This window comes from Ancylobacter pratisalsi (assembly GCF_010669125.1).
Lineage (GTDB): Bacteria > Pseudomonadota > Alphaproteobacteria > Rhizobiales > Xanthobacteraceae > Ancylobacter > Ancylobacter pratisalsi.
In genome coordinates, this window is the sequence record NZ_CP048630.1 from 4,118,061 (window position 1) to 4,139,873 (window position 21,813).

General features: G+C 67.6%; 24 protein-coding genes. 16 read left to right on the top strand and 8 right to left on the bottom strand.

Features of this window, described 5'->3' with window-relative positions; genetic code table 11:
- Positions 1-129 precede the first annotated feature (129 nt).
- A complete protein-coding gene (locus tag G3A50_RS19175; RefSeq protein WP_170308652.1) occupies positions 130-1,047 on the bottom strand; it encodes a LysR substrate-binding domain-containing protein in 918 nt (305 codons plus the stop codon).
- Between the two features lie 154 nt (positions 1,048-1,201).
- Between G3A50_RS19175 and G3A50_RS19180 the strand changes: the two genes are divergently transcribed.
- Positions 1,202-1,516 (top strand): DMT family transporter, encoded by a 315-nt coding sequence (locus G3A50_RS19180; protein WP_163076730.1) that lies wholly within the window; start codon positions 1,202-1,204, stop codon positions 1,514-1,516.
- A gap of 57 nt (positions 1,517-1,573) precedes the next feature.
- Here G3A50_RS19180 and G3A50_RS19185 read toward each other — a convergent pair whose 3' ends face one another.
- Positions 1,574-2,776, bottom strand: a complete 1,203-nt coding sequence (locus G3A50_RS19185; protein WP_163076731.1) for an FAD-dependent monooxygenase — start codon at positions 2,774-2,776, stop codon at positions 1,574-1,576.
- 15 nt (positions 2,777-2,791) lie between these two features.
- Positions 2,792-3,040 carry a zinc-finger domain-containing protein gene (locus G3A50_RS19190; RefSeq protein WP_163076732.1) on the bottom strand — a complete coding sequence of 83 codons (249 nt, stop codon included), beginning with the start codon at positions 3,038-3,040 and terminating at the stop codon, positions 2,792-2,794.
- Between the two features lie 244 nt (positions 3,041-3,284).
- Between G3A50_RS19190 and G3A50_RS19195 the strand changes: the two genes are divergently transcribed.
- The 5 genes from G3A50_RS19195 to G3A50_RS19215 all read left to right on the top strand — a co-directional run bounded on the left by G3A50_RS19195 (position 3,285) and on the right by G3A50_RS19215 (position 7,047).
- Positions 3,285-4,310, top strand: coding sequence for a hypothetical protein (locus G3A50_RS19195; RefSeq protein ID WP_163076733.1), 1,026 nt, complete (start codon positions 3,285-3,287; stop codon positions 4,308-4,310).
- A gap of 39 nt (positions 4,311-4,349) precedes the next feature.
- Complete coding sequence (locus G3A50_RS19200; RefSeq protein ID WP_163076734.1) at positions 4,350-5,102, top strand: alpha/beta fold hydrolase; 753 nt, start codon at positions 4,350-4,352, stop codon at positions 5,100-5,102.
- Between the two features lie 228 nt (positions 5,103-5,330).
- The gene (cysE, locus tag G3A50_RS19205) at positions 5,331-6,179 is read left to right on the top strand and encodes a serine O-acetyltransferase (RefSeq protein WP_163076735.1); all 849 of its coding nucleotides are present in this window, start codon (positions 5,331-5,333) and stop codon (positions 6,177-6,179) included.
- A 101-nt stretch (positions 6,180-6,280) separates the two neighbouring features.
- Entirely contained in the window at positions 6,281-6,499 is a 219-nt protein-coding gene (locus tag G3A50_RS19210) for a DUF3126 family protein (protein ID WP_163076736.1), read from the top strand.
- 17 nt (positions 6,500-6,516) lie between these two features.
- Positions 6,517-7,047 (top strand): gamma carbonic anhydrase family protein, encoded by a 531-nt coding sequence (locus G3A50_RS19215; RefSeq protein WP_163076737.1) that lies wholly within the window; start codon positions 6,517-6,519, stop codon positions 7,045-7,047.
- A gap of 47 nt (positions 7,048-7,094) precedes the next feature.
- Here the strand turns inward: G3A50_RS19215 and G3A50_RS19220 are convergent, their stop codons facing one another.
- Positions 7,095-7,751 (bottom strand): transglutaminase-like cysteine peptidase, encoded by a 657-nt coding sequence (locus G3A50_RS19220; RefSeq protein WP_163076738.1) that lies wholly within the window; start codon positions 7,749-7,751, stop codon positions 7,095-7,097.
- A gap of 252 nt (positions 7,752-8,003) precedes the next feature.
- Between G3A50_RS19220 and G3A50_RS19225 the strand changes: the two genes are divergently transcribed.
- Together G3A50_RS19225 and G3A50_RS19230 are read left to right on the top strand one after the other, a co-directional pair.
- Positions 8,004-8,774 (top strand): rhomboid family intramembrane serine protease, encoded by a 771-nt coding sequence (locus G3A50_RS19225; RefSeq protein WP_163077870.1) that lies wholly within the window; start codon positions 8,004-8,006, stop codon positions 8,772-8,774.
- A gap of 159 nt (positions 8,775-8,933) precedes the next feature.
- On the top strand, positions 8,934-9,365 hold the full coding sequence (locus tag G3A50_RS19230) for a CBS domain-containing protein (protein WP_163076739.1): 432 nt from the start codon (positions 8,934-8,936) through the stop codon (positions 9,363-9,365).
- 72 nt (positions 9,366-9,437) lie between these two features.
- Here the strand turns inward: G3A50_RS19230 and hisI are convergent, their stop codons facing one another.
- Together hisI and folE are read right to left on the bottom strand one after the other, a co-directional pair.
- Complete coding sequence (hisI, locus tag G3A50_RS19235; RefSeq protein WP_163076740.1) at positions 9,438-9,929, bottom strand: phosphoribosyl-AMP cyclohydrolase; 492 nt, start codon at positions 9,927-9,929, stop codon at positions 9,438-9,440.
- 15 nt (positions 9,930-9,944) lie between these two features.
- Positions 9,945-10,607 carry a GTP cyclohydrolase I FolE gene (gene folE, locus G3A50_RS19240; RefSeq protein WP_163076741.1) on the bottom strand — a complete coding sequence of 221 codons (663 nt, stop codon included), beginning with the start codon at positions 10,605-10,607 and terminating at the stop codon, positions 9,945-9,947.
- A 226-nt stretch (positions 10,608-10,833) separates the two neighbouring features.
- Here folE and G3A50_RS19245 point away from each other — a divergent pair, with 226 nt between their 5' ends.
- Positions 10,834-11,298: an iron-sulfur cluster assembly scaffold protein gene (locus tag G3A50_RS19245; protein ID WP_163076742.1), complete on the top strand. Its 465-nt coding sequence runs from the start codon at positions 10,834-10,836 to the stop codon at positions 11,296-11,298.
- 18 nt (positions 11,299-11,316) lie between these two features.
- On the opposite strand, the gene G3A50_RS22725 is transcribed toward G3A50_RS19245, so the two are convergent.
- The gene (locus G3A50_RS22725) at positions 11,317-11,949 is read right to left on the bottom strand and encodes a hypothetical protein (protein ID WP_246251898.1); all 633 of its coding nucleotides are present in this window, start codon (positions 11,947-11,949) and stop codon (positions 11,317-11,319) included.
- A gap of 83 nt (positions 11,950-12,032) precedes the next feature.
- Here G3A50_RS22725 and yidD point away from each other — a divergent pair, with 83 nt between their 5' ends.
- The 3 genes from yidD (at position 12,033) to G3A50_RS19265 (ending at position 15,566) form a co-directional block, all read left to right on the top strand.
- Positions 12,033-12,353, top strand: a complete 321-nt coding sequence (yidD, locus tag G3A50_RS19255) for a membrane protein insertion efficiency factor YidD (protein WP_163076743.1) — start codon at positions 12,033-12,035, stop codon at positions 12,351-12,353.
- Positions 12,354-12,409: 56 nt separating this feature from the next.
- Positions 12,410-14,413, top strand: coding sequence for a threonine--tRNA ligase (gene thrS, locus G3A50_RS19260; RefSeq protein WP_163076744.1), 2,004 nt, complete (start codon positions 12,410-12,412; stop codon positions 14,411-14,413).
- 253 nt (positions 14,414-14,666) lie between these two features.
- Positions 14,667-15,566 (top strand): outer membrane protein, encoded by a 900-nt coding sequence (locus G3A50_RS19265; RefSeq protein WP_163076745.1) that lies wholly within the window; start codon positions 14,667-14,669, stop codon positions 15,564-15,566.
- A 42-nt stretch (positions 15,567-15,608) separates the two neighbouring features.
- On the opposite strand, the gene G3A50_RS19270 is transcribed toward G3A50_RS19265, so the two are convergent.
- Positions 15,609-15,896: a hypothetical protein gene (locus G3A50_RS19270; protein WP_163076746.1), complete on the bottom strand. Its 288-nt coding sequence runs from the start codon at positions 15,894-15,896 to the stop codon at positions 15,609-15,611.
- A 196-nt stretch (positions 15,897-16,092) separates the two neighbouring features.
- Between G3A50_RS19270 and G3A50_RS19275 the strand changes: the two genes are divergently transcribed.
- The 4 genes from G3A50_RS19275 to G3A50_RS19290 all read left to right on the top strand — a co-directional run bounded on the left by G3A50_RS19275 (position 16,093) and on the right by G3A50_RS19290 (position 21,770).
- Positions 16,093-17,271 carry a PP2C family protein-serine/threonine phosphatase gene (locus tag G3A50_RS19275; RefSeq protein ID WP_163076747.1) on the top strand — a complete coding sequence of 393 codons (1,179 nt, stop codon included), beginning with the start codon at positions 16,093-16,095 and terminating at the stop codon, positions 17,269-17,271.
- Between the two features lie 19 nt (positions 17,272-17,290).
- Positions 17,291-19,606: a response regulator gene (locus tag G3A50_RS19280; RefSeq protein ID WP_163076748.1), complete on the top strand. Its 2,316-nt coding sequence runs from the start codon at positions 17,291-17,293 to the stop codon at positions 19,604-19,606.
- Between the two features lie 15 nt (positions 19,607-19,621).
- Complete coding sequence (locus tag G3A50_RS19285) at positions 19,622-19,990, top strand: response regulator (protein WP_163076749.1); 369 nt, start codon at positions 19,622-19,624, stop codon at positions 19,988-19,990.
- A gap of 175 nt (positions 19,991-20,165) precedes the next feature.
- Complete coding sequence (locus tag G3A50_RS19290; RefSeq protein ID WP_163076750.1) at positions 20,166-21,770, top strand: Na/Pi cotransporter family protein; 1,605 nt, start codon at positions 20,166-20,168, stop codon at positions 21,768-21,770.
- Positions 21,771-21,813: the final 43 nt, after the last annotated feature.

The window sequence follows — 21,813 nt, forward strand, 5'->3', positions numbered from 1 at the left end:
GCCGATCAGAAAACGAGTTGTTTTCATGGCGGGTATCGCGAGAATCGATCCGGAAGCCCGCAAGCCCATGGGCCGGCGTCGTTTTTGGCGAGACAGGCCGGTGCCGAGCGGGCGATTGCCCTGCGGTTTTCAGCGATTGTCGGGAGGGGCAAGCGGGCGGGCGGCGGAGATTTCCTCCATCACCCAGCTGCGCAGCACCGCCACTGCCGGCTGGTCTTCCGTGTCGGCGGGGTAGACCAGATTGTAGGGTAGGCCCTCGATCGCCGGACCGAAGGGCTGGACCAGCGCGCCCGAGGCCAGCTCGGCGGCGACCAGCGGCAGGCTGAGCAGGGCGACGCCATGGCCGGCGATGACGGCCTGGATGGCGCTGGTCTCGTCGCTGAAGGAGATGCCGCCCTCGGTGTCGAGCATCCGCAGCCCGGCCTTGCGGGCCCATGCCGACCAGCTCGGCAGCACGGCTTCCAGTGTCGAATGCAGGCCACGAATGTGCAGAAGCGTCGCGCCCGTGAGATCCTGCGGCCGCCGGATCGGCAGGTGGACGCTGCAGACCGGGGCGAAACCTTCGGTCAGCACCGGCAGGGCCGTGAGGCCGGGAAAAGGGCCGCGCCCGTAGCGGATCGCGACATCGGCCTCGCCGGCCATGAGGTCCACGGGCTCGTCGGAGGCGTGCAGGCGCAGGTCCCACCCCGGATGGCGGGCGCGAAAGCCGGGAATGCGGGGTACCAGCAACCGGGCGCTCAGCGCGGTGGTGGCGGAGAGCGTCGCTACCCGGCGGGTGGTGCGATGACGTACATTTTCCACGGCCTCGGTCATGTCGTCGAAAGCGGTGCGCAACGGCGCCAGCAGGGCGCGCCCCTCGGGGGTGAGCGTGACCTTGCGGGTCTGGCGCACGAACAGCGCGACGCCGAGATCGGCCTCAAGCTGGCGGATCCGGTGGCTGATCGCGGTGGGAGTGACGCCGAGTTCGCCCGCCGCACGCTTGAAGCTCTGAAGGCGGCCCGCAGCCTCGAAGGCGCGCAGCGATCCCAGCGGGGGCAGGCGGCGCATGGATCACCTCATGAATGAATTCAGCTCATTCATGAGGTGAGAATTCGGCGTTTGTCCAGTTGGTTCTGTCGTGAATATATCCAACGCGATTCATCTGTCCCGCCGCGCATCAGGGCGTCTCGCCGCGCGGTGAACCTTAGCGGAGCTTGAAAACGTGGCCTGGGTCTATCTCGGTATTGCCGGTCTGCTCGAAGTGGTGTTCGCCATGAGCATGAAGAGTGCGGAGGGCTTCACCCGCCTCGGTCCAACTGTGCTGACGGTGATCACCGGGGCGTTCGGCTTCCTGTGCCTGGGCATGGCGTTGAAGGATCTGCCGGTGAGCGTGGCCTATCCAATCTGGACCGCCATCGGCACGCTGGGCACGGTGCTGTTCGGCACGCTCATTCTGGGCGAGACGCTGGGCGTGGGGAAGATGATCTGCCTGGCGATGATCGTGATCGGCATCACCGGGCTGAAGGCGGCAGTCTAGAGCATTCTCAGCCGGCATGTGCTCCGGATCGCGTGACCGGACCCCGTCCAGAATGCCCTAGGCCGTCTCGGCGCTCCAGCCATAGATCCACCGGTAGCGTTCCAGCAGCGCGCTGCCCGCCCGCGCGCGCATGACCAGATCGCGCGCCATCCGCGCCGGGCCGGAAAGGTGATAGATGCGATCCATGGAGCGCGCCGCGCGCTGCACCGCGGCCGTGCGGGACAGGCGCAGCCCTTCATAGCGGGCAAGGGCGGCCGAGGCGTCGGGGGCATCCTTCAGGCAGCGGGCGAGCACCACGGCATCCTCGATCGCCTGCGCCGCGCCCTGGGCGAGGAAGGGCGGCATGGCGTGGGCGGCGTCGCCGAGCAGGGTGACGGGCCCCGTCCCCGCTCCAGGTTCCGTGCTCTGGCCCCATGCCGGCATCGGGTCGAGGTCGAACAGCGCCCAGCGCAGCCAGCGCTCCGGGGCGCCGAGCAGCGCGCGGGCGTCCGGGCTCCAGTCGCGGTAATGGGCGAGAAGCTCGTCCGGCGCGCCCTCCAGGCTCCAGCCATGGACGGGACGCTCGTCCGGCGTCACCGCCACGAGGTTGATCGCCGTGCCGGATTTCACCGGATAGCTGACCAGATGCGCCCCCGGCCCGAGCCAGAGCCGCGTCACCGGGGTGGCGAGGGCGGCGGGCAGGGCGTGCGCGGGGACGGTGGCGCGCCAGGCGGCGCGGTGGCGGAACACGGGCCGTGCGCCGGGCCGAAGATGCTGGCGCACCCGCGAGCGCAGCCCGTCCGCGCCGATGAGCGCCTGCGCCTGCAGGGTCCGTCCGTCGTGACTGTGGACCGAAACACCGTCCGCCGCCGCCTCGAAACCCTCGACCGCGCGATCGAGATGGAGCGTGATTCCCGCGATTTCGCGGGCCGCGCCGAGCAGGGCGGCCTGGAGGTCGGCGCGGTGAATGACGATGAAGGGGCCGCCGAAGCGGGCTTCGGCTTGCGCGCCCATCGGGGCCTGCGCGATCGCGGCGCCGCGCCGGCCGTCCATGACGGCGAAGCCCGTGGGGGTCACGGCGTTGGCGGCGACGCGTTCATAAAGGCCGAGCGAGGCGAGGCATCGGGTGGCATTGGCGGCGAGCTGAACACCGGCCCCGGCTTCTTCAAGCGCGTGGGCGCGCTCCAGAATCTCGACCTCGAACCCCGCCCGCGCCAGCGCTATGGCGGCCGTGAGCCCGCCTATGCCGGCGCCGGCAATGGCGATGGGGCGGCGCGTCATGGTCTTGCTGCCAGATCAGGCGGCGACCGGCGTCTCATAGAGGCAGCCGGGAGGCACCGATTCCGTGCCGTGAAGCTTGGCGTTGAATTTGTAGAGGGTGGAGCAATAGGGGCAGATGATCTCGTCATCCGATCCCATGTCGAGGAAGACATGCGGGTGGTCGTAGGGCGGCAGTGCGCCGACGCACATGAATTCCTTGGCAGCGACAGTGATGGTCGGGACGCCCGCCGAATTATGAAAATGGGGAACGACGTGACCCGCCATGATCTTCACCTTGTCTGCACGGATTGAACCTGCCGGCACAATAGCCCTTCATTGCGCGGCGGCAAAGGGGCGATACGCCGGCGACGGGGGATTGGTGAGTATCGTGGCACCGCGGCTGCCCGCCGCCGGGCCCATCTGCCGGCCGTCGGGCGCTCACCTTCCCCATCGGCCTGCCACAATGGCGGTGCATAGCCGGGGCTCGCCGATCCCCTTCAAACCTCTCTGGCTGCTTCCTCGACCGCTCATGTACCGCATCCTCGCCGCCGCCGGCTTCCTTCTGGCCTTCGCGGGTGCCGCCCACTGGGTGGTGCCGGCGGGACGCTATGCCGTTGAGCTGGTGGCGGCCGGCGAGGATTCCGCGCGCATCGCCGATCTCCAGCTCGACGCGGCGCTGGACGAGGGGCGGGTGGCGCGCGAGATCGAGGACGCGCTGGCCAATGGGGATGGCGAGCTGGCGGCGAGTTTCGAGGAACTGGCCACGGCGCGCGGCATTCCTGTCTCCCCCGAGCTCGCGGCGCGGGTTGCGGCGGCCGATGATGGGCGCGCGCGCGCCGCGCGCTCGGCCGGCGCCTTCGGTCGTGGCTTTGTGACCGGGGAGGGCGAGGACCTTGCCGGGCTTGCGGGGGCGGCGGCGGGCGACCTGACCGTGTGGGGCGACCTGCGCGATGCCGGCCGCGAGGCGCTGCACTGGGCGCGGGGCGAGCCGGTGGACGAACTGATGCTGGGCCTTGCCGGCGCGGGCATTGTCGCGACCGGGGCCACCTATGCCGCCTTCGGCGCGCCGATCACGCTGCGGGCGGGGCTGAGCCTGATCAAGGGCGCGCGACGGGCCGGAGCGGTGAGCACGCGGCTCGCGGGCCGGCTCATAACCGGTCTGCGTGGCGGCAAACGCGCCGAGGCGGCGCTGGTGATGGCTGATCTTGGCCGTACCGGTGCCAAGGCCGGCACGCGCGCGGCGATCTCCGGCCTGCGCCATGTGGACGATGCCGCCGGCGCGGCGCGGCTGGCGCGACTTTCCACCGTCAAGGGCGGCCAGACGCTGGCGATCATCAAGACGCTGGGACGGGGGGCGCTGTTCGTGACCGAGGCGATGGCGAAGCTCGCCTTCTGGATCATCGCGGCGGTGGTCAACGTGATCGGGCTGGTCAGCTCCTTCAACGCCATGGTGGTGGCGATGGTGCGCCCGCTGTGGCGCCGGCCGCGCAGAGGCCGCCTCGCGCGGCCGGCCCATGCCTTCGCCGCCCTTGGCAGGGGGCTGCTGGCTGTCTAGCTTCCCCGCGAATTCGCGACGAAGCCAGGAAGACGCCCCATGCCGACCTTTCAGCACGACGGTATCGAATTTGCCTATCTCGACGAGGGGGAGGGCGATCCGGTCATTCTCGTCCATGGCTTCGGTTCGACCAAGGAGATCAACTGGGTCGGGCCCGGCTGGGTTTCGACGCTGACCGGCGCCGGGCGCCGGGCGATCGCGCTCGACAATCGCGGCCACGGCGCCTCCGGCAAGCTTTACGACTCGGCGGCCTATGATCCGTGGATCATGGCGCGCGACGTGCTGGCGCTGATGGACCATCTCGGCCTGCCACGCGCCGACCTGATCGGCTATTCGATGGGCGGGCGGATCAGCGCATGTGTCGCACTGGAGGCGCCCGAGCGGGTGCGCTCGCTCATTCTCGGCGGCATCGGCATCCATCTCGTGGAGGGGGCGGGACTGCCGCTGACCATCGCGGACGCCATGCGCGCGCCGAGCCTCGATGAGGTGAGCGATCCGATGGGGCGCACCTTCCGCGCCTTCGCCGACCAGACCAAGGCCGACCGCGAGGCGCTGGCGGCGTGCATCGTCGGCTCGCGCCGCACGTTGAGCGGCGCGGAGGTGGCAAGCCTCGCCGTGCCGACGCTGATCGCGGTGGGCACGAGCGACGACATCGCCGGCGCCGCGGCCCCGCTCGGCGCGCTCATTCCCGGCGCGCAGGTGGTCGACATTCCCGGCCGCGACCACATGCGCGCGGTGGGGGACGCCGTGTTCAAGAAGGCGGCGCTGGCGTTTCTGGAGGGCCGGGCGTGAGAAAGCGATTGAGCGGAGCCTGAGATTCTGGGGGCAGGAAATCGTGAGTCCGTGGAATCGGTTGGCGGCAAGCGTTGAGACGGTGATTCCGGTGACTGCCGGCCCGGTTCAATCCAAGCCGACACGCATAGGCTGGTTCTCGCGGTTGTGCTAAAAAGGGACCAACTTCGAACAGGCACCGGGCCGTGAGGCGGGTGCCAGGTGACATACGCCGAGGACATTAAGCTGATGGCGCAGAACTCACTCCATCGCGTCGACATGCATGGCCGCGCGCTCGACAAGGTCGATCCGGTCTGGTCGCGCATTCGCGCGGAAGCCGAGGACATTGCCGCGCGCGAGCCGGCGCTGGCGAGCTTCATCTTTTCCACCGTGCTCTATCACCACACGCTGGAGCGCGCGGTGGCGCACCGCATTTCCCAGCGGCTCGACCATGTCGACGTGCCGGGCGAACTGATCCGGCAGGCCTTCGACGACGCGGTGGCGGCCGACCCCGAGCTTGGCGTCGCCTTCCGCGCCGACATTCTCGCCGTGTGTGATCGCGACCCGGCGACGGAGCGGGCCATCGAGCCGCTGCTCTATTACAAGGGCTTCCACGCCATTCAGACCCACCGGCTGGCGCACTGGCTGTGGCGCAACGGGCGCAAGGACTTCGCGCTTTATCTGCAGAGCCGCTCCTCGGCCGTGCACCAGGTCGACATCAACCCGGCGGCTCCGTTCGGGCGGGGCATCTTCTTCGACCATGCCACCGGCATCGTGGTCGGCGAGACCGCCGTGATCGAGGATAATGTCTCGATCCTGCAGGGCGTGACGCTGGGCGGCACCGGCAAGGAGCATGGCGACCGCCACCCGAAGATCCGCCACGGCGTGCTGCTGGGCGCCGGCGCCAAGGTGCTGGGCAATATCGAGGTTGGCCATTGCGCCCGCGTGGCGGCCGGCTCCGTGGTGCTCAAAGCCGTGCCGCCCAAGACCACCGTGGCCGGCGTTCCCGCCCGCGTGGTGGGCGAGGCCGGCTGTTCGCAGCCCTCGCGCAGCATGAACCAGACCTTCGAGCCCGGCGGCGCCGGCGAGGCGGGCTGAGGACGGAGCGGGCTGAGGACAGACTTGCCTGCGCGGTTGCGCCCGCGCGCCCGGCGTGGCAAGCCTGCGGCCCACTGAAACGCATTCCGGGAGCATCTGCCTTGGAGAAGAAGGATTGCGAGCGCATCCAGACCTATATGCGCCGCTTGTTCAGCAACACGCAGATCCGCGTCGTCGGCCGTCCCAAGAAGAAGGATTCGGCCGAGGTCTATCTCGGTGACGAGTTCATCGGCGTCATGTTCGAGGACAAGGAAGACGGGGATCTTTCCTACAACTTCCAGATGGCCATCCTCGATACCGATCTCGAAGAAGACGAGTGAGATAGAAGGGCCGGGCCATGACGATCTACGCGCTTGACGGCATTGCGCCGGATGTTCCGGCGCTGGGGCGTTACTGGATCGCGCCCTCCGCCGAGGTCATCGGCAATGTGCTGCTGGGCGACGAGGCGAGCGTGTGGTTCGGCTCGGTGATCCGCGGCGACAATGAGCGCATCACGCTCGGCTCCCGGGTGAACATCCAGGAGCTGTGCGTGCTGCACACCGACCCCGGTTTCCCCATGACCATCGGGGATGACTGCACCATCGGCCACAAGGCCATGCTGCATGGCTGCACCATTGGCGAGAACAGTCTGATCGGCATGGGCGCGACGGTGCTGAACGGCGCCCGGATCGGGCGTAACTGCCTTGTCGGCGCCGGCGCGCTGGTGACCGAAGGCAAGGAATTTCCCGACAATTCGCTGATCGTGGGGGCGCCGGCCAAGGCGATCCGCACGCTCGACGAGAGTTGGGAGAAGCGCATCCACGGTACCGCCGCGCATTATGTGCGCAACTGGCGCCGTTTCTCCGACGGACTCAAGAAGCTTGACTGAGGAGGCGCTCGGTCGCGGCCGGGAAGTTCGCGGGAGGCGGCGGCCGCTCAGTTGCGGCCGACGGTGAGCGGGGCGAGTACGTCGCCGAGCGACACCCACTGGTCCGGACTGCCCTGCGCCTGGCGCTTGACGAAACGATAGCCTGTTTCGTGCCACGGCATGATCGCCGCTTCCTGATTGTCGAGCACCAGATCGCCGTGATCGGTGACGACGGTAAGCACCGAGTGACCTTCGCCCTGATGGTCACGGACCACGGTGATGAGCAGCGTTTCGGCCGGCCAGCCCAGCTCGATCAGCGTGCGGCGCTTGAGCAGGACGTAATCCTCGCAGTCGCCATAGCCGTCATTGGGGTAGGTCCACAGCTCGACCACTCCATAATGATCGATGTCGGTCATCGGCTTGATGCGCATGTTGATGTCGTCGTTCACCGCCGCGAGCTGGGCGAGGTCGGCATCGCTGACGGCGACCTTGCCGCCGCGATGGTTGCCGCCACCGCATTCGGCGGGCGAGGCGGCGCAGAACTGGGCGTAGCCGATCGGCGTGGAGGTGTCCCCGCCGGCGATCATGTTGGGCGCGAAGCTTGAATGCATCGCCACCCGGTCATTCGCCTCGGCGGGAACATTGCCCACCAACGCGCCTGCCATCGTACCTGCCACGACCGCCACCGCCGCCGCGAGAAGGGCCCGTTCGAGCCTCTTTTTCATCGCGCACCTCATTCCTGTCTATGGAAGACATCATGACATGCAGGGTTTTATTCTGATCTAAGCGATGCGGAAGATTCGCGACTACAGCGGATAGAGCCTGTTAATATGTTTTCTATTGGCGTTAACCAAGGCTATAGGCAAACTGTTCATAACGCCAATTAAGGCCCTTGCAACCTCTCCACGCCGGCGTCCGGCGGCCCTGTCACCTCTTGCTGACTTGCCGCGCCGCGCGTCGGCGCCTATGTGAACGCTGTGCTTGATACGACCCAGCTTTCCCACCAGAAAGGCCAGCCGCTCCTCAACGTGCCGACGGTGATCACCGTCCTGGCCGTGGTGATGCTCGCCATCCAGCTGGTGCGCGACTATCTCGACCCGGACAGCGCGGTCGAGGTGCTGGCGCTGTTCGCCTTCATTCCCGCGCGCTACGACCCCTCGGTGTTTGCCGAGGGCGTGCTGCCCGGTGGCTGGGGCGCGGATCTGTGGACCTTCGTCACCTATGCCTTCCTGCATGGCGGCTGGACCCACGTCGGGCTGAACCTGCTGTGGCTGCTGGCCTTCGGCAGCCCGGTCGCCCGGCGATTCGGTACCGTGCGTTTCCTGCTGTTCTTCGCCGTGACGGCGGCGGCGGGGGCGGGGCTGCATCTTCTCACCCATGAGGGCGAGGTGGTGCCGGTGATCGGCGCCTCGGCGTCGGTGTCGGGCTGCATGGCGGCGGCGATACGCTTCATGTTCGCCTCCGAGGCCCATGTGCCCTGGGGAGCGGACATGTACAGCCAGTCGGTGAACTACCCCGCCGCCCCGCTGACCGTGGTGATGCGTGACCGCAGGGTGCTGGCCTTTGTCGTGGTGTGGTTCCTGATCAATCTGGGCGTCGGCCTTGCCGGGACCAGCGGCATGGTCGACGGCAGCGTGGCGTGGGAAGCCCATATTGGCGGCTTCCTCGTCGGGCTGCTCATGTTTCCGCTGTTCGATCCCGTCGGCCGGACCCCTGGCCCCGGCCCGTATGCCGACCGCCGCGTCTGAGCGCCTTCCCCATCGACACAGCCTATTGCCTCCCGCTGCGTTAGGGTCAATCATCGCGACCTGAACGCCCGCGTCCCCGGGGACAAACCTCGGGGAGAGACGGGTGGGGAGGGTGGCGCGTCCATTGTCGCGCCCGCTCCGGCGGGAAGGAGATAGGCCATGACCGTGAGGTCGATACTCGACGAGAAGGGTTACGACGTTCAAACCATCAGCCCCGGTTCCACGCTTCGCGAAGCGGTGGAGGTGCTGGCGGAAAAGCGCATCGGCGCCATCGTGGTGACGGATGCCGACAAGCGCGTGGTTGGCATTCTTTCCGAACGTGATGCCGTGCGCGTCATCGGACGCGACGGGCCGGGACGGCTGAACGATCCGGTAAGCGCGGTGATGACCAGCAAGGTCGTGACCGCCGACGGCAACGAGACCGTGCATCAGGTGATGGAACACATGACCGGCGGGCGGTTTCGCCATCTGCCGGTGGTGCAGGGCGGCAAGCTGATCGGCATCATCTCGATCGGCGACGTGGTCAAGCATCGGCTGGCGGAGATGGAGCGCGAAAGCGTCGCCATGCGCGAGTACATAATGTCCACCTGAGGCGCGCGGCGCGGGGCAGGGCGGACGCCTTGCTCCGTCGCAGACGGGGGCGCGCGCCTGCCGGCGTGAGGCTCAGAAGCGCGGCGTGTCGGTCTTCTTCGGCGCGCCGTAGACCTGTGCCGGGTCGAACAGCTTGCCGGAATCATTGACCGCGAGGCGCAGTTCCGGCGAAGGCACGTTGCCGAGCGGAACCGAGCGGAAGAAGCAGGAGCGGTGCCCGGTGTGGCAGGCCGCGCCGGTGCCGCCCATGCGCACCCGCATCACCACAGCGTCCTGGTCGCAGTCGACGCTGAGCTCGACCAGCTTCTGGACGTGGCCGCTCTCCTCGCCCTTCTTCCACAGCTTGCGACGCGAGCGGCTGTAATAGTGCGCCTCGCCGGTCTCGATGGTGAGGGCCAGCGCATGCGCATCCATGTGGGCGACCATCAGCACGGCGCCGTCATCGGCATCGACGGCGACAGCGGTGATCAGGCCGTCGGCGTCGAATTTGGGTGACAGACGATCGCCCTCCTCGACGGCGGCCGTGTCGCCGCGCGGGGCGAAAAGAGACGCGGAATTGGACACGTCAGACCCGCACGATCATGACCGGACACCGCGCAGCAGGCTCATGAAGCGCACCTGCTCCTGCGGGTCGTCGCGGAACACACCCGTGAACTGGGTGGTGACGGTGGACGCGCCCGACTTGCGCACGCCGCGCATCGCCATGCACATGTGCTCGGCCTCGATGAGGATGGCCACGCCGCGCGGCTTCAGCGCCTCGTCGATCGCGGTGAGGATCTGCGAGGTCAGGTGCTCCTGGGTCTGCAGGCGGCGGGCGAAGACGTCGACAATGCGCGCGATCTTCGACAGGCCGACCACCCGCTCCACCGGGAAATAGGCAAGGTGAACCTTTCCCACGAACGGCACCATGTGGTGCTCGCAGTGGGAGTGGAATTCGATGTCGCGGACAAGAACCAGATCGTCGAAATTGCCGATTTCGCCGAAGGTGCGGTCGAGAAGGGTGCCAGTCGTGGTGCGGTAGCCGCTGTAGAGCTCCTCATAGGCCCGGACCACCCGCTTGGGCGTGTCGATCAGGCCCTCGCGCTCGGGGTCGTCCCCCGCCCACGCGATGAGGGTGCGCACCGCCGCTTCCGCTTCCTCGCGCGAGGGGCGCGTGGACGCGTCGATCGCGGCGTTGGCCTGGGCGGCGGCATCCGCTTCGCTCTTGGCGCTGGCCATCAGGGATTTAAGCACGGCATCCATGACGAACTCCGTTCGACGGCGCATCAGGAACCGGGCGCCGGGGCGTCACCGGTTGCGTGCCCTATACGCACCGGCACGCCAAAAGGTTCACACCATCGTACCCGATTTCCGCCCGTGTCATTCCGGAACACGGCCGGTTTCGCGAGCGATATCCGCTCCTATATAAGGAACCGACGGCGCGCCGCAATGCGATGATAGCGCGTAGGCACTGTTGGACGGACAAGCCATGCTGAACGAGGTTTATAATCGCCGCATACTTGAACTGGCTGCGGACATACCACGGCTCGGGCGTCTTGCCTCGCCGGATGCGACGGCAACGGCGCATTCCAAACTTTGCGGCTCGACGGTGACCATCGATCTCGCCCTGCGCGATGGCGTGGTCAGCGACTTCGCACATGAGGTGCGGGCCTGCGCGCTCGGGCAGGCGTCGTCCTCGATCATGGGCGAGCATGTGGTGGGCTCCACCGCCGCCGAGCTGCGCGAGGTGCGCGAGGTCATGCGCCGGATGCTCAAAGAGAACGGCCCGGCCCCCACCGGGCGCTGGGCGGAACTCGCGGTGCTGGAACCGGTGCGCGACTACAAGGCGCGCCACGCCTCGACCCTGCTGACCTTCGACGCCGTGGTCGACGCGCTCGACCAGATCGAGGCCCGCGCCTCGACCCCCGCGTCGGCGGAGCAGGCGGCCGAGTAAGGCGCCGCGCACGGGCGCCTACCGCTCGGTGAAGAAGGTGAAGAGCACCTCGTCATTCACGCCGGTGAGGCAGAGGAAGCGGTTGGCGGTGTCGGAGCGGTCGCGTTGAATATAGGCCTCGCCCATGATCACGCCTTTCACCGGGGTGTCGCCGATTTTCAGATCCGCCTGCGCGATGGTGAGGCCGTCGACATCGAGATAGATGTCGTCGATGGAGGCCGAGTTCTGCTTCAGCCGCTTCAGGGCCTCGGTCTTGCAGGCGGCGACGCGCTGCATGTCCGGGTTGACGTCCGGCGATTCCGCCGCCGCGGGCGCGGGCTGCGTGCCGCCGACGGGGCCGGGCGGGGGCTCATGGGCGACGGACGCCTTGGGCTCGGGCTTTTCTGCCGTGGGGGCGCCGGCCGTGGTGGGCTGCGGTGCCGGCATGGGGGCCACGGGCGCGGCCGCGGCGGGCGCGCCGGCATCGGGCGTCTTGGTAGCCGGGGCGAGCGGCGCGCTGGTGACAGGGGCGCTGATGGCGGGCGAGCTGACACCGGGAGCCGGCGCCGGAGAGGGGGGCTTCTTGGGCGCAGGCTGCTGGGCCATTGCCGATGTGACGGCGAAAAGAACCGCCACGAGGGCGAGGGCGGGCAGATGGGACGGTGTCGTCATGCGGTCCTCCGGCGGGCACTTCTGTGCCTGGCATGGGGCAACGTTTGCCGCTGCCGGAGGTTCCCCGTTAGGGAGGCGCGCGCATGACGCTTCGCGAGGCGATCGGCCGGCTGCCCCGGCTCGTGCTGCGGGTGCCGATCCTGTTCTACCGCTACACCCTGTCCGCCTTCATGGGGCGGCAGTGTCGCTATCTGCCGACCTGCTCGGAATTCGCCGAAGAAGCGATCGAGCAGCATGGCGCCTGGGCCGGGGGATGGATGGCGGCAGGGCGGGTGTGCCGCTGCCACCCCTGGGGCGGGCATGGCTTTGAGCCCGTGCCTGTCGAATTGCCGCCAAAAGCGGTGTGGTATATGCCGTGGCGCTACGCCCGCGCGCCCGGGAAGGACGCGGGCGGCAAACTGTAAGCCTAACCCAAAAAGCCTACCTGCGTGGTTCGCAGGAGTGGGCAGGAGAAAAGCCGATGTCCGAAAATCCCGCGAGTGAGAACGTTGCCGGCGGCCCGGCAACCGTGAACCTCACCTTTCCCGACGGCGCCGTCCGAGCCTTTGCCTCCGGCACCACCGGCACCGAGGTCGCCGCCTCCATCGCCAAGTCGCTCGCCAAGAAGTCGCTGGCGATGAAGCTCGACGGTGCGCTGACCGATCTTTCCGACCCTATCACCACGGATGCCCGCTTCGAGCTGGTCACCCGCGAAAGCCCGGACGCGCTGGAGCTGATCCGCCACGACGCGGCGCATGTGCTCGCGCAGGCGGTGCAGGAACTGTGGCCCGGCACGCAGGTGACCATCGGCCCGGTGATCGAGAACGGATTCTATTACGACTTCTTCCGCAATGAGCCGTTCTCGCTGGACGATTTCCCCGCCATCGAGAAGAAGATGCGCGAGATCATCGCCCGCGATGCGCCCTTCTCCAAGGAAGTGTGGGACCGCGACGAGACCAAGCGCGTCTTCGCCGAGAAGGGCGAGGCGTTCAAGGTCGAGCTGGTGGACGCTATCCCCGCCGACCAGACGATCAAGATCTACAAGCAGGGCGAGTGGTTCGACCTCTGCCGGGGCCCGCACATGCCGAGCGTGGGCAAGGTGGGCGACGCCTTCAAGCTGATGAAGGTGGCCGGGGCCTACTGGCGCGGGGATTCCCGCAACCCGATGCTGACGCGCATCTACGGCACCGCGTGGCGCACCCGCGAGGAGCTGGACACCTATCTCCACCAGCTGGAGGAGGCGGAAAAGCGCGACCATCGCCGGCTTGGCCGGGAGATGGACCTGTTCCACTTCCAGGAGGAAGGGCCGGGCGTCGTGTTCTGGCACCCGAAGGGCTGGAGCATGTTCCAGAACCTCATCGCCTATATGCGCCGGCGCCTTGCCGCCGACTACCAGGAGGTGAACGCCCCGCAGGTGCTGGACAAGTCGCTGTGGGAGACCTCGGGCCACTGGGGCTGGTACAAGGACAACATGTTCAAGGTGCAGCCCGCCGGCGACACCGAGGACAATGACCGGGTCTATGCGCTGAAGCCGATGAACTGCCCCGGCCATGTGCAGATCTTCAAACACGGGCTGAAAAGCTACCGCGACCTGCCCCTGCGCTTCGCCGAATTCGGCGCGGTGCACCGCTACGAGCCCTCTGGCGCGCTGCACGGGCTGATGCGGGTGCGCGGCTTCACCCAGGACGACGCCCACATCTTCTGCACCGAGGAGCAGATGGCGGCGGAGTGCCTGAAGATCAACGATCTGATCCTGTCGACCTATGCCGATTTCGGCTTCGAGGAAATCGTGGTGAAGCTCTCCACGCGCCCGGACAAGCGCGTCGGCTCCGACGAGGTGTGGGACCACGCCGAGGAGGTGATGGGCCGGGTGCTGAAGCAGATCGAGGCGCAGTCCGGCGGCCGCATCAAGACCGACATCCTGCCGGGCGAGGGCGCGTTCTACGGGCCGAAATTCGAGTACACGCTGCGCGACGCCATCGGGCGCGAGTGGCAGTGCGGCACCACGCAGGTCGACTTCAACCTGCCCGAACGCTTCGGCGCGTTCTATGTCGACGCCGACGGCAGCAAGAAGACGCCGGTGATGATCCATCGCGCCATCTGCGGCTCGATGGAGCGCTTCACCGGCATCCTGATCGAGCACTTCGCCGGGCATTTCCCGCTGTGGCTGGCGCCGACGCAGTCGGTGGTCGCGACGATCACGTCCGACGGCGACGACTATGCGCGGGAGATTGCGGCGGCGGCCACCAAGATGGGGCTGCGCGTGAGCACCGACCTGCGCAACGAGAAGATCAACTACAAGGTCCGCGAGCACTCCCACGCCAAGGTGCCCGCGCTGCTGGTGGTGGGTCGCAAGGAAGCCGCGGATCGGACGGTTTCGATCCGCCGCCTGGGTTCTCCGAACCAGACCACGCTGCCGCTGGACGAAGCGCTGGCGGCGCTGGTGGCCGAGGCCTGCCCGCCCGATACCGCACGGGCGGACTGACCGACGCAACGGCGCGATTTCCGCGATGGCCGGCCGGTGAAAAAGTACTCATCGGCCGGCAGCGCGGCGCGTTGCGCCGGCACGCATGCGCCGATAGCGTCGGTATCGGACGTCGTACGTGAGTCGGCGCCCGGGGATCAGTGGTCATGCGTTTGGCGCGGTGCTGGATCCCTCCCGCTGCGAGACGCCAGACCCCTTTCTCCGCAACGGTGCTCACACAGGCAGGTCCTGTGTGACGAGGGGGGCGTTATCCATGAAAACCGTGAAATGGCTGTGCGCGGCCGGGCTGGTGGCTGCGGGAATGCTGCCGTATTCCGGCGCGCAGGCGGCCGACCCGGCTGCCACACCGGCACCGGCTGAATCCCTGGTTCCGGCGAGCGCTTTCTTCGTCGGCGGCGGCGGCAGCTTCAATTCGACCCGCTTCACCGACCAGACACTTTACGCACAGGGCGTCTCGACGATCTATCTGGGCGGTGTGGAGATCGGCGATGGCTATGCCGGCGGGCCGATGACGCCGAACTTCGACAGCTCGAACGATTTCAGCGGCATGCTGCAGTTCGGCTATTTCCGGCACTTCACCGGCACCGACTGGCTCTGGGGCGCCAAGGTGACCTACAACTATATCGGTGCGGAGTCCGAGATCGAGCCGGTGATCGTGCCGCAGGTCGGCGCCTTTACCGGGCCGTCGCCGGGCACTTTCGAGGGCAACGTGGTCGCCCGTTCCTATTCTACGCGCGTCAACAACCAGTTCGCGCTGGTTCCCTTTCTCGGTCGCTCGTTCGACAAGGGCTTCTTCTACTTCGGCGCCGGCCCCACGCTGTCGCGCGTGGAATACGCCTTCAACGATGTCGTGGGCTTCGCCGATCTCAGCGGCGTGCACTATGACATCACCGGATGGTCGGACAGCTATTCCAGCACGAGCTGGGTCTGGGGCGGCGAGGTCGTGATCGGCGCGACCTATTTCCTGACGCCGGACTGGTTCGTCGACGCCAGCTACACCTATTCCACCACGGAAAAGACCAGCAAGGGCTATTCCGGCCCGTTCGCTACCGAGACGCGCACGGGTTACACCGATACCGGCGTGCTGAGCGGCAGCTTCACCGGTCGTTCCAACACCCAGACCTTCATGGTCTCGATCAACCGGGCATTCTGAACCCGGTCGCGGAAACGCGGCAGCGGACTTGCCTTCCCGCGCTCACGGCGTGCGCGGGGAGGGAGCCGGCGGCAGGACCGTGCGGTTGAACGGGTTGGTCTCTCGCTGGGTCGGGTTAGTGTTGGCGCCCGGAACGTTGAGCGAGCGCTGGCCCGGCGTCCAGTAGGACGGACCCTGCATCAGGTTCTGCTTGTTGGGCTTCACGGCGTCCGGGCGCGAGGGCATGTAGTTCGGCGTCACCTTGTTGGGCGTGGTGGAAAGTTGCGCCTGCGCCGCGCCGGTCGCCCCCACCAGCAGCGCAAGCGCGCCACACACCCATATTCTGTTCATTTCCAACCTCGCATTCCTCCTCTCATGTAGGGCGCGCGGCCACCGAGCGCCATGGCCGGGCTCACCCCGGGAACGCATAGGTGGCGAATGGCCGGGAGAATCCGGCGCGCGGCGTTGCTAAGCCGGTGCTTTGCGTGGATATTCCGCCCCACGCCTCTTCGGGCGGCTCTCTTCCAGGGACGGCGGATTCGGACACATGGCAGACCAGAACCCGCAGATTCTGGTGGTCGACGATGTCGCCGAGAATCGTGACCTGCTTATCCGTCGGATGCGGCGGCTCGGTTTCACGCGCATCGACGAGGCCGCGGACGGGGTCCAGGCGCTCGCAGCCATCGGGCAGACGTCCTACGATCTTGTGCTGCTCGACATCATGATGCCGGAGCTGGACGGTTTCGGTGTGCTTGACGCGCTGCGCAGCGACGGGCGGATCAATGACATACCGGTGATCGTGATCTCCGCGCTCAACGAGATCGAGCCGGTGGTGCGCTGCATCGAGCTGGGCGCCGACGATTTCCTGTTCAAGCCATTCAACCCGACGCTGCTGCGCGCCCGCGTGCTCGCCACGCTGGAGAAGAAGGCGCTACGGGACCAGACGCGCGACGAGCTGAAGCGCAAGCTGGTGGAGCTGAACGAGGCGCGCACCCTGCAGCTTTCGCTCGTTCCGCCTGCCTTCGACGCCGCCTTCGGCGGGCGGCGGCTCGGTATCGACGTGCTGCTGGAGCCGGCGAAGGAAGTGGGCGGCGACCTGGTCGACTACTTCCCTGTCGGCGACGCGCTGATGGTTCTGGTGATCGGCGACGTTTCCGACAAGGGCGCGGCGGCGGCGCTGATGATGGCGCGCACCTATTCGATTTTCCGCGCCCTGTCCGGCCGTCCCGATGCGGTCGACCTCTTCGCCGATCCGGCGAAGGCGGTGGATCTTGCCAATGATGCGCTGGCACGGGCCAATCCCGGCTGCATGTTCGTCACCCTGCTGCTGGCGAGCGTGCATGTGTCGAGCGGGCGGCTGTCCTATGTGCGCGCGGGGCATGTGCCGCCCTATCTGCGCGGCACCGACGGGAATGTGCAGCGGCTGTCCGGGGCCGGCGGGCCCGCGCTCGGCGTGGTGGAGGGGTTCGCCTACCGCTCGGCCGAGATCGGGCTGGCGCCGGGCGACAGGCTGCTGACCGTGACGGATGGTTTCACCGAGGCCCAGAACGCGGCCCAGGAACTGTTCGGCGAGGAGCGGGTAGGCGCCTTCCTGGCGAGGGGAGGCGTGCCGGCCGGCAACACGCTGGGCACGCTCGCGGCCGAGGTGCGGGTCTTCGAGGCTGGGCAGCCGGCCTTTGACGACATGGCCGCGATCCTGCTCAGCTATGACGCGCCGGAAGCCTAGATCTATGGGAAGATACGCCATGCCGGAGAATGCTCTGGACCAGACGCAGGCGGGCCGCGAGGCCACGCTGCTGCGCGCCACGCTCGAGAACATGTCCCAGGGTGTCGCCATGTACGACGCCGACCACCGGCTGGTGACGTGGAACACGCTGTTCTGCGAGTATCTCGACATGCCGGCCGAGTTTCTCGGCTCCGAGCACACCTTCGAGGACTACATCCGCTATCTCGGCTCGCGCGGCGAATTCGGCGACGTCGACATCGAGACCGCGCTCGCCAAGCGCGTCGCCCAGCTCGACAAATCCCACTCCTTCGAGCGCACCCGTCCCGACGGGACGATTCTGGAGGTGCGGCGCGACCCGGTGCCGGGCGGCGGCTTCATCGCCATCTATACCGACATCACCCAGCGCAAGATCGCGGAGATGAAGCTGCGCGAGGACGAGGAGCAACTGCGCGCCATCGATTCCGCCGCGCCCGTGGGCGTGCTCATCATGGATATCGCCACGCACACCGTGCGCCATGCCAATGGCTGCTTCGCCCGGCTGATCGGGCGCCAGGCGGGCGAACTGATCGATCGGCCCGTCGCCGCGCTGTTCGCCGAGCCGGCGAAAGGCGCCGAGCTGACGGACGTACTGCTGACGCCGCTCACCGAAGGCCGGGAATTCTACCTGCCGCGGGCCGATGGCACCGAGATCTGCACCATGGTCTCGCACGAACCGCTGGAATTCCGGGGTTCCAGCGCTGTCATCGCCACCTTCGTCGACATCTCCGACCGCGTGCGCATGGAGCAGCAACTGCGCGAGGCGAAGGAAGCCGCCGAATCCGCGAGCCGGGTGAAGTCCGCTTTCCTCGCCAATATGAGCCACGAGCTGCGCACACCGCTCAACGCCATCATCGGCTATAGCGAGATCCTGTCGGAGGACGCGGCCGACGAGGGCAACACCGCCATGGTGGCCGACCTCGACAAGATACAGGGCGCCGGCAAGCATCTGCTCGGGCTGATCAACGACATCCTCGACCTGTCCAAGATCGAGGCCGGGCGCATGGATGTCTATCTGGAGCAGGTGTTCCTCGCGCGCATGGTCGACGAGGTGAAGACCATCGTCGGGCCGATGATGGCCAAGAACGAGAACCGCTTCGTCATCGACTGTCCGATCGATATCGGTTCACTGCGCACCGATGTGACCAAGCTCAAGCAGAGCCTCATCAATCTGCTCAGCAATGCCGCCAAGTTCACCAAGAATGGCGAAGTGGCGCTGCATCTGTCGCGCCATCAGGGCGAGGAGGGTCCGGTGATCCGCTTCGACGTGACCGACAGCGGCATCGGCATGAATGACGAGCAGATGGGGCGGCTGTTCCAGGCCTTCACCCAGGCGGATTCCTCCACCACGCGCAATTTCGGCGGCACCGGCCTCGGGCTGACCATCACCAAGCACTTTGCCGCCATGCTGGGGGGCACCATTGCGGTGCGCAGCACGCCCGGCGAGGGATCGACCTTCACCATCGAGCTGCCGTTGGAGCGCGACGCGGCGGCGGCCGTCGACCTGCCGGACATCGACAGCGCCGCGCCCGCGGATCCCGGCGCCATCACGGTGCTGGTGGTGGATGACGACCCTGCGGTGCACGAGGTGCTGGCGGCGACGCTGGGCAAGGAGGGCTATGTGCTGCGCCACGCGCGCGATGGCGTCGAGGCGCTGAACATCATGCGTCACGATCCGCCGGACATCGTGACGCTCGACGTGATGATGCCGAAGATCGACGGTTGGTCCGTGCTCGGCATCATGAAGTCCGAGCCGGCGCTGGAGCATATCCCGGTGATCATGCTCACCATCGTCGATGACCGTAACCTCGGCTATTCGCTCGGCGCGGCGGAATACATGACCAAGCCGGTCGACCGGCAGCGTTTGATCGCGCTGATCCACAAATTTGCGCCGGGCGACGACCATTCGGTGCTGGTGGTCGACGACGATCCGCAGGTGCGGGCCATGGTGAGCAAGACCATTGAGGGCGTGGGCCTGCACCCCATCGAGGCGGCGAACGGCCAGAAGGCGCTCGACTGGCTGTACGCCCATCCGCGTCCCTCTCTGGTGCTGCTGGACCTGATGATGCCGGAGATGGACGGCTTCAGCTTTCTCGAGCATGTGCGCGGCAAGCCGGAATTCGACGACCTTCCCATCGTGGTGCTGACGGCCAAGGAACTGACCGAGGACGAGCGCAGCTTCCTCGCCCGCAACACTCTGCTCATTCTCAGCAAGAGCGCACAGCCGCTCGGCACGCTCGGCGCCGCACTGGCGAACATCGCCGGGCACGGAACGCCGGCGCGGCCGGCAGGGCGATAGGCGGGAGTTTCGACCATGGCCAAGATCCTGCTCGTGGAAGACAACGAGATGAACCGCGACATGCTCTCGCGGCGGCTGGAGCGCAAAGGCTTCGAGGTCATCGTCGCCGTGAACGGGCAGGAGGGCGTGGACCTCGCCCTGGCGCAGAAGCCGGACCTGATCCTGATGGATATGAGCCTGCCGGTGATGGACGGCTGGGAGGCGACCCGCCAGGTGAAGGCGAATGCGCAGACGGCCGCGATTCCGGTCATCGCGCTCACCGCCCACGCCATGGCGCAGGACCGCGAGGAGGCAATGGCGGCGGGGTGCGACGACTTCGACACCAAGCCGGTGGAACTGCCGCGCCTGCTGGCCAAGATCGAGGCCTTTCTCGCGCCGGGCTAGGGCATGCGGGCGCTGCCGCAAGTCCTTGCCCAGCCCGCCATTTCTCACCACTGGATTGCGCCGCGTCCTCTCAACCCGAGTTGCCTTTGACCCCGCCTTGCTGCCTCCCCTTTGCTGCCGCCGCCTGCAATGTTTACGGGCCCACGCACATGCCGCGCCGCCGGGCGTGCATGCCATGAGCACGCTCGCGACGATCGCGTCCCTCATGAGCGGGCTCGGCCTGTTCTTCCTCGGCGTGCGGGGACTTTCCGCCAGCCTTGTGCCGCTGATAGGGCGGCGCGCCCGCGCGGCCTTCGCGGCTGCCCTTCAGGGGCAGGTGAGCTGTGCGGCGAGCGGAATCGTTGCCGGTCTGGTGACGCAGAGTTCGACGGCGGTCTCCTGGATCATCGTCTCCTTTGTGAAGGGCGGCGTGCTGGGAGAGGGGAAGGCGCTGCTGGCGCCGACCTGGGCCAATGTCGGCACCGCGCTGCTGCCGATGATCGTGGCCATCGATACGTCGGTGGCGGCGGGGCTGATCATCGGCATTGTGGGCTTTGCCACCTATTTCAAGCTGGCGCGCGGCGACCGGCTTCGGCAGGCGCTGGACGCGGCGCTGGGCGCGGCGCTGCTGCTGTTCGGCATGCATCTGGTCTCGGTCGCGGTGGAGCCGCTGCGCGAAGGGTTGATGCAGAACGCCTGGTGGGACGCGGCGCTGCAGTCGCCCCTGCTGCTTGCGGCCATCGGCGGCGTCTTTGCGTTGGCCGCGCAGTCTTCCTCCGTCGCCGCGGCCATTGCGGTGGCGGCCGTTGCTACCGGTCTGCTCGACCTTGCCGAGGCGCTGCCGCTGGTGGTGGGGGCCAATTTCGCCGGGGCGCTGAACAATGCGCTGCTGATACCCGGCGAGAGCGCGGCCGGGCGGGTCGTGTTCGGCCTGCAGGTGGTGCAGAAGCTCGGCGGGACGCTGCTGCTGCTGGTGCTGTTCCTCTATGGCGCAATCGACGGGGAGGCACTGGCCAACCTGCTCGACGCCATGGGCGAGCACGCCGCGGCGCAGCTCGCGGTCCTGTTCGTACTGGCGCAGGTGGCCGGGGCGTTGATCACGAACCTCATGGAAAAACCGACACGGCGGTTGCTCCGGCGGCTGAAGTCCAATACGGCGGAGACGCTCGGCCAACCGGCTTTCCTGATGCGCGAGGCGCTGAACGACCCGACCACCGCGCTCGACCTTGCCCTGCGCGAGCTGGCCCGGCTGACCGCGCGGCTGCCGCAGATGCTCGACCATGTGCGCGACGAGGCCGTGGCCTCGACACCCCCGCCCATGGTGCTGCGCGCGGCGGGGCTGACCCTGACCGGCACGGTGAAAGCCTATCTGGCGTCGTTGCTCGACCGCCAGCTCGCCAGCTCCCGCGTTTCCAGCGCGCTGCTGCTTGATGATGTGGCGGCGACGGTGGCGGCCCTCAACGAGGCGCTCGCCGAATTCGTCGATGCCGCCAGCCCGGCGTCACAGCTACCCAGCGCGGGGCGGCTGATCGAGGCGCTGCACGCGATACTGGAGGCTGTGGCGGACCATGCCGCGAGCCTCGGCGCCGAGGATCCGGAGCTGGTGCTGAGCCTGCTGGGACATCGCGACCAGCTGATGGACGAACTGCGCCACCGGCTCTCGACCGAGGCCGGGGTGGCCCCGCGGGCGCTGGATGGGCTGTTCCGCATGACGGTGCTGTTCGAGCGCATCGTGTGGCTGTCGCGCCGGCTGGTGAACGGCTTTTCCCAGGCGCACCGTTCGCTGGGCGCCGATATGTGAGCGCCAGAGCGCCTCAGGCAAATGCCGGCCAACGTCGCCGCTC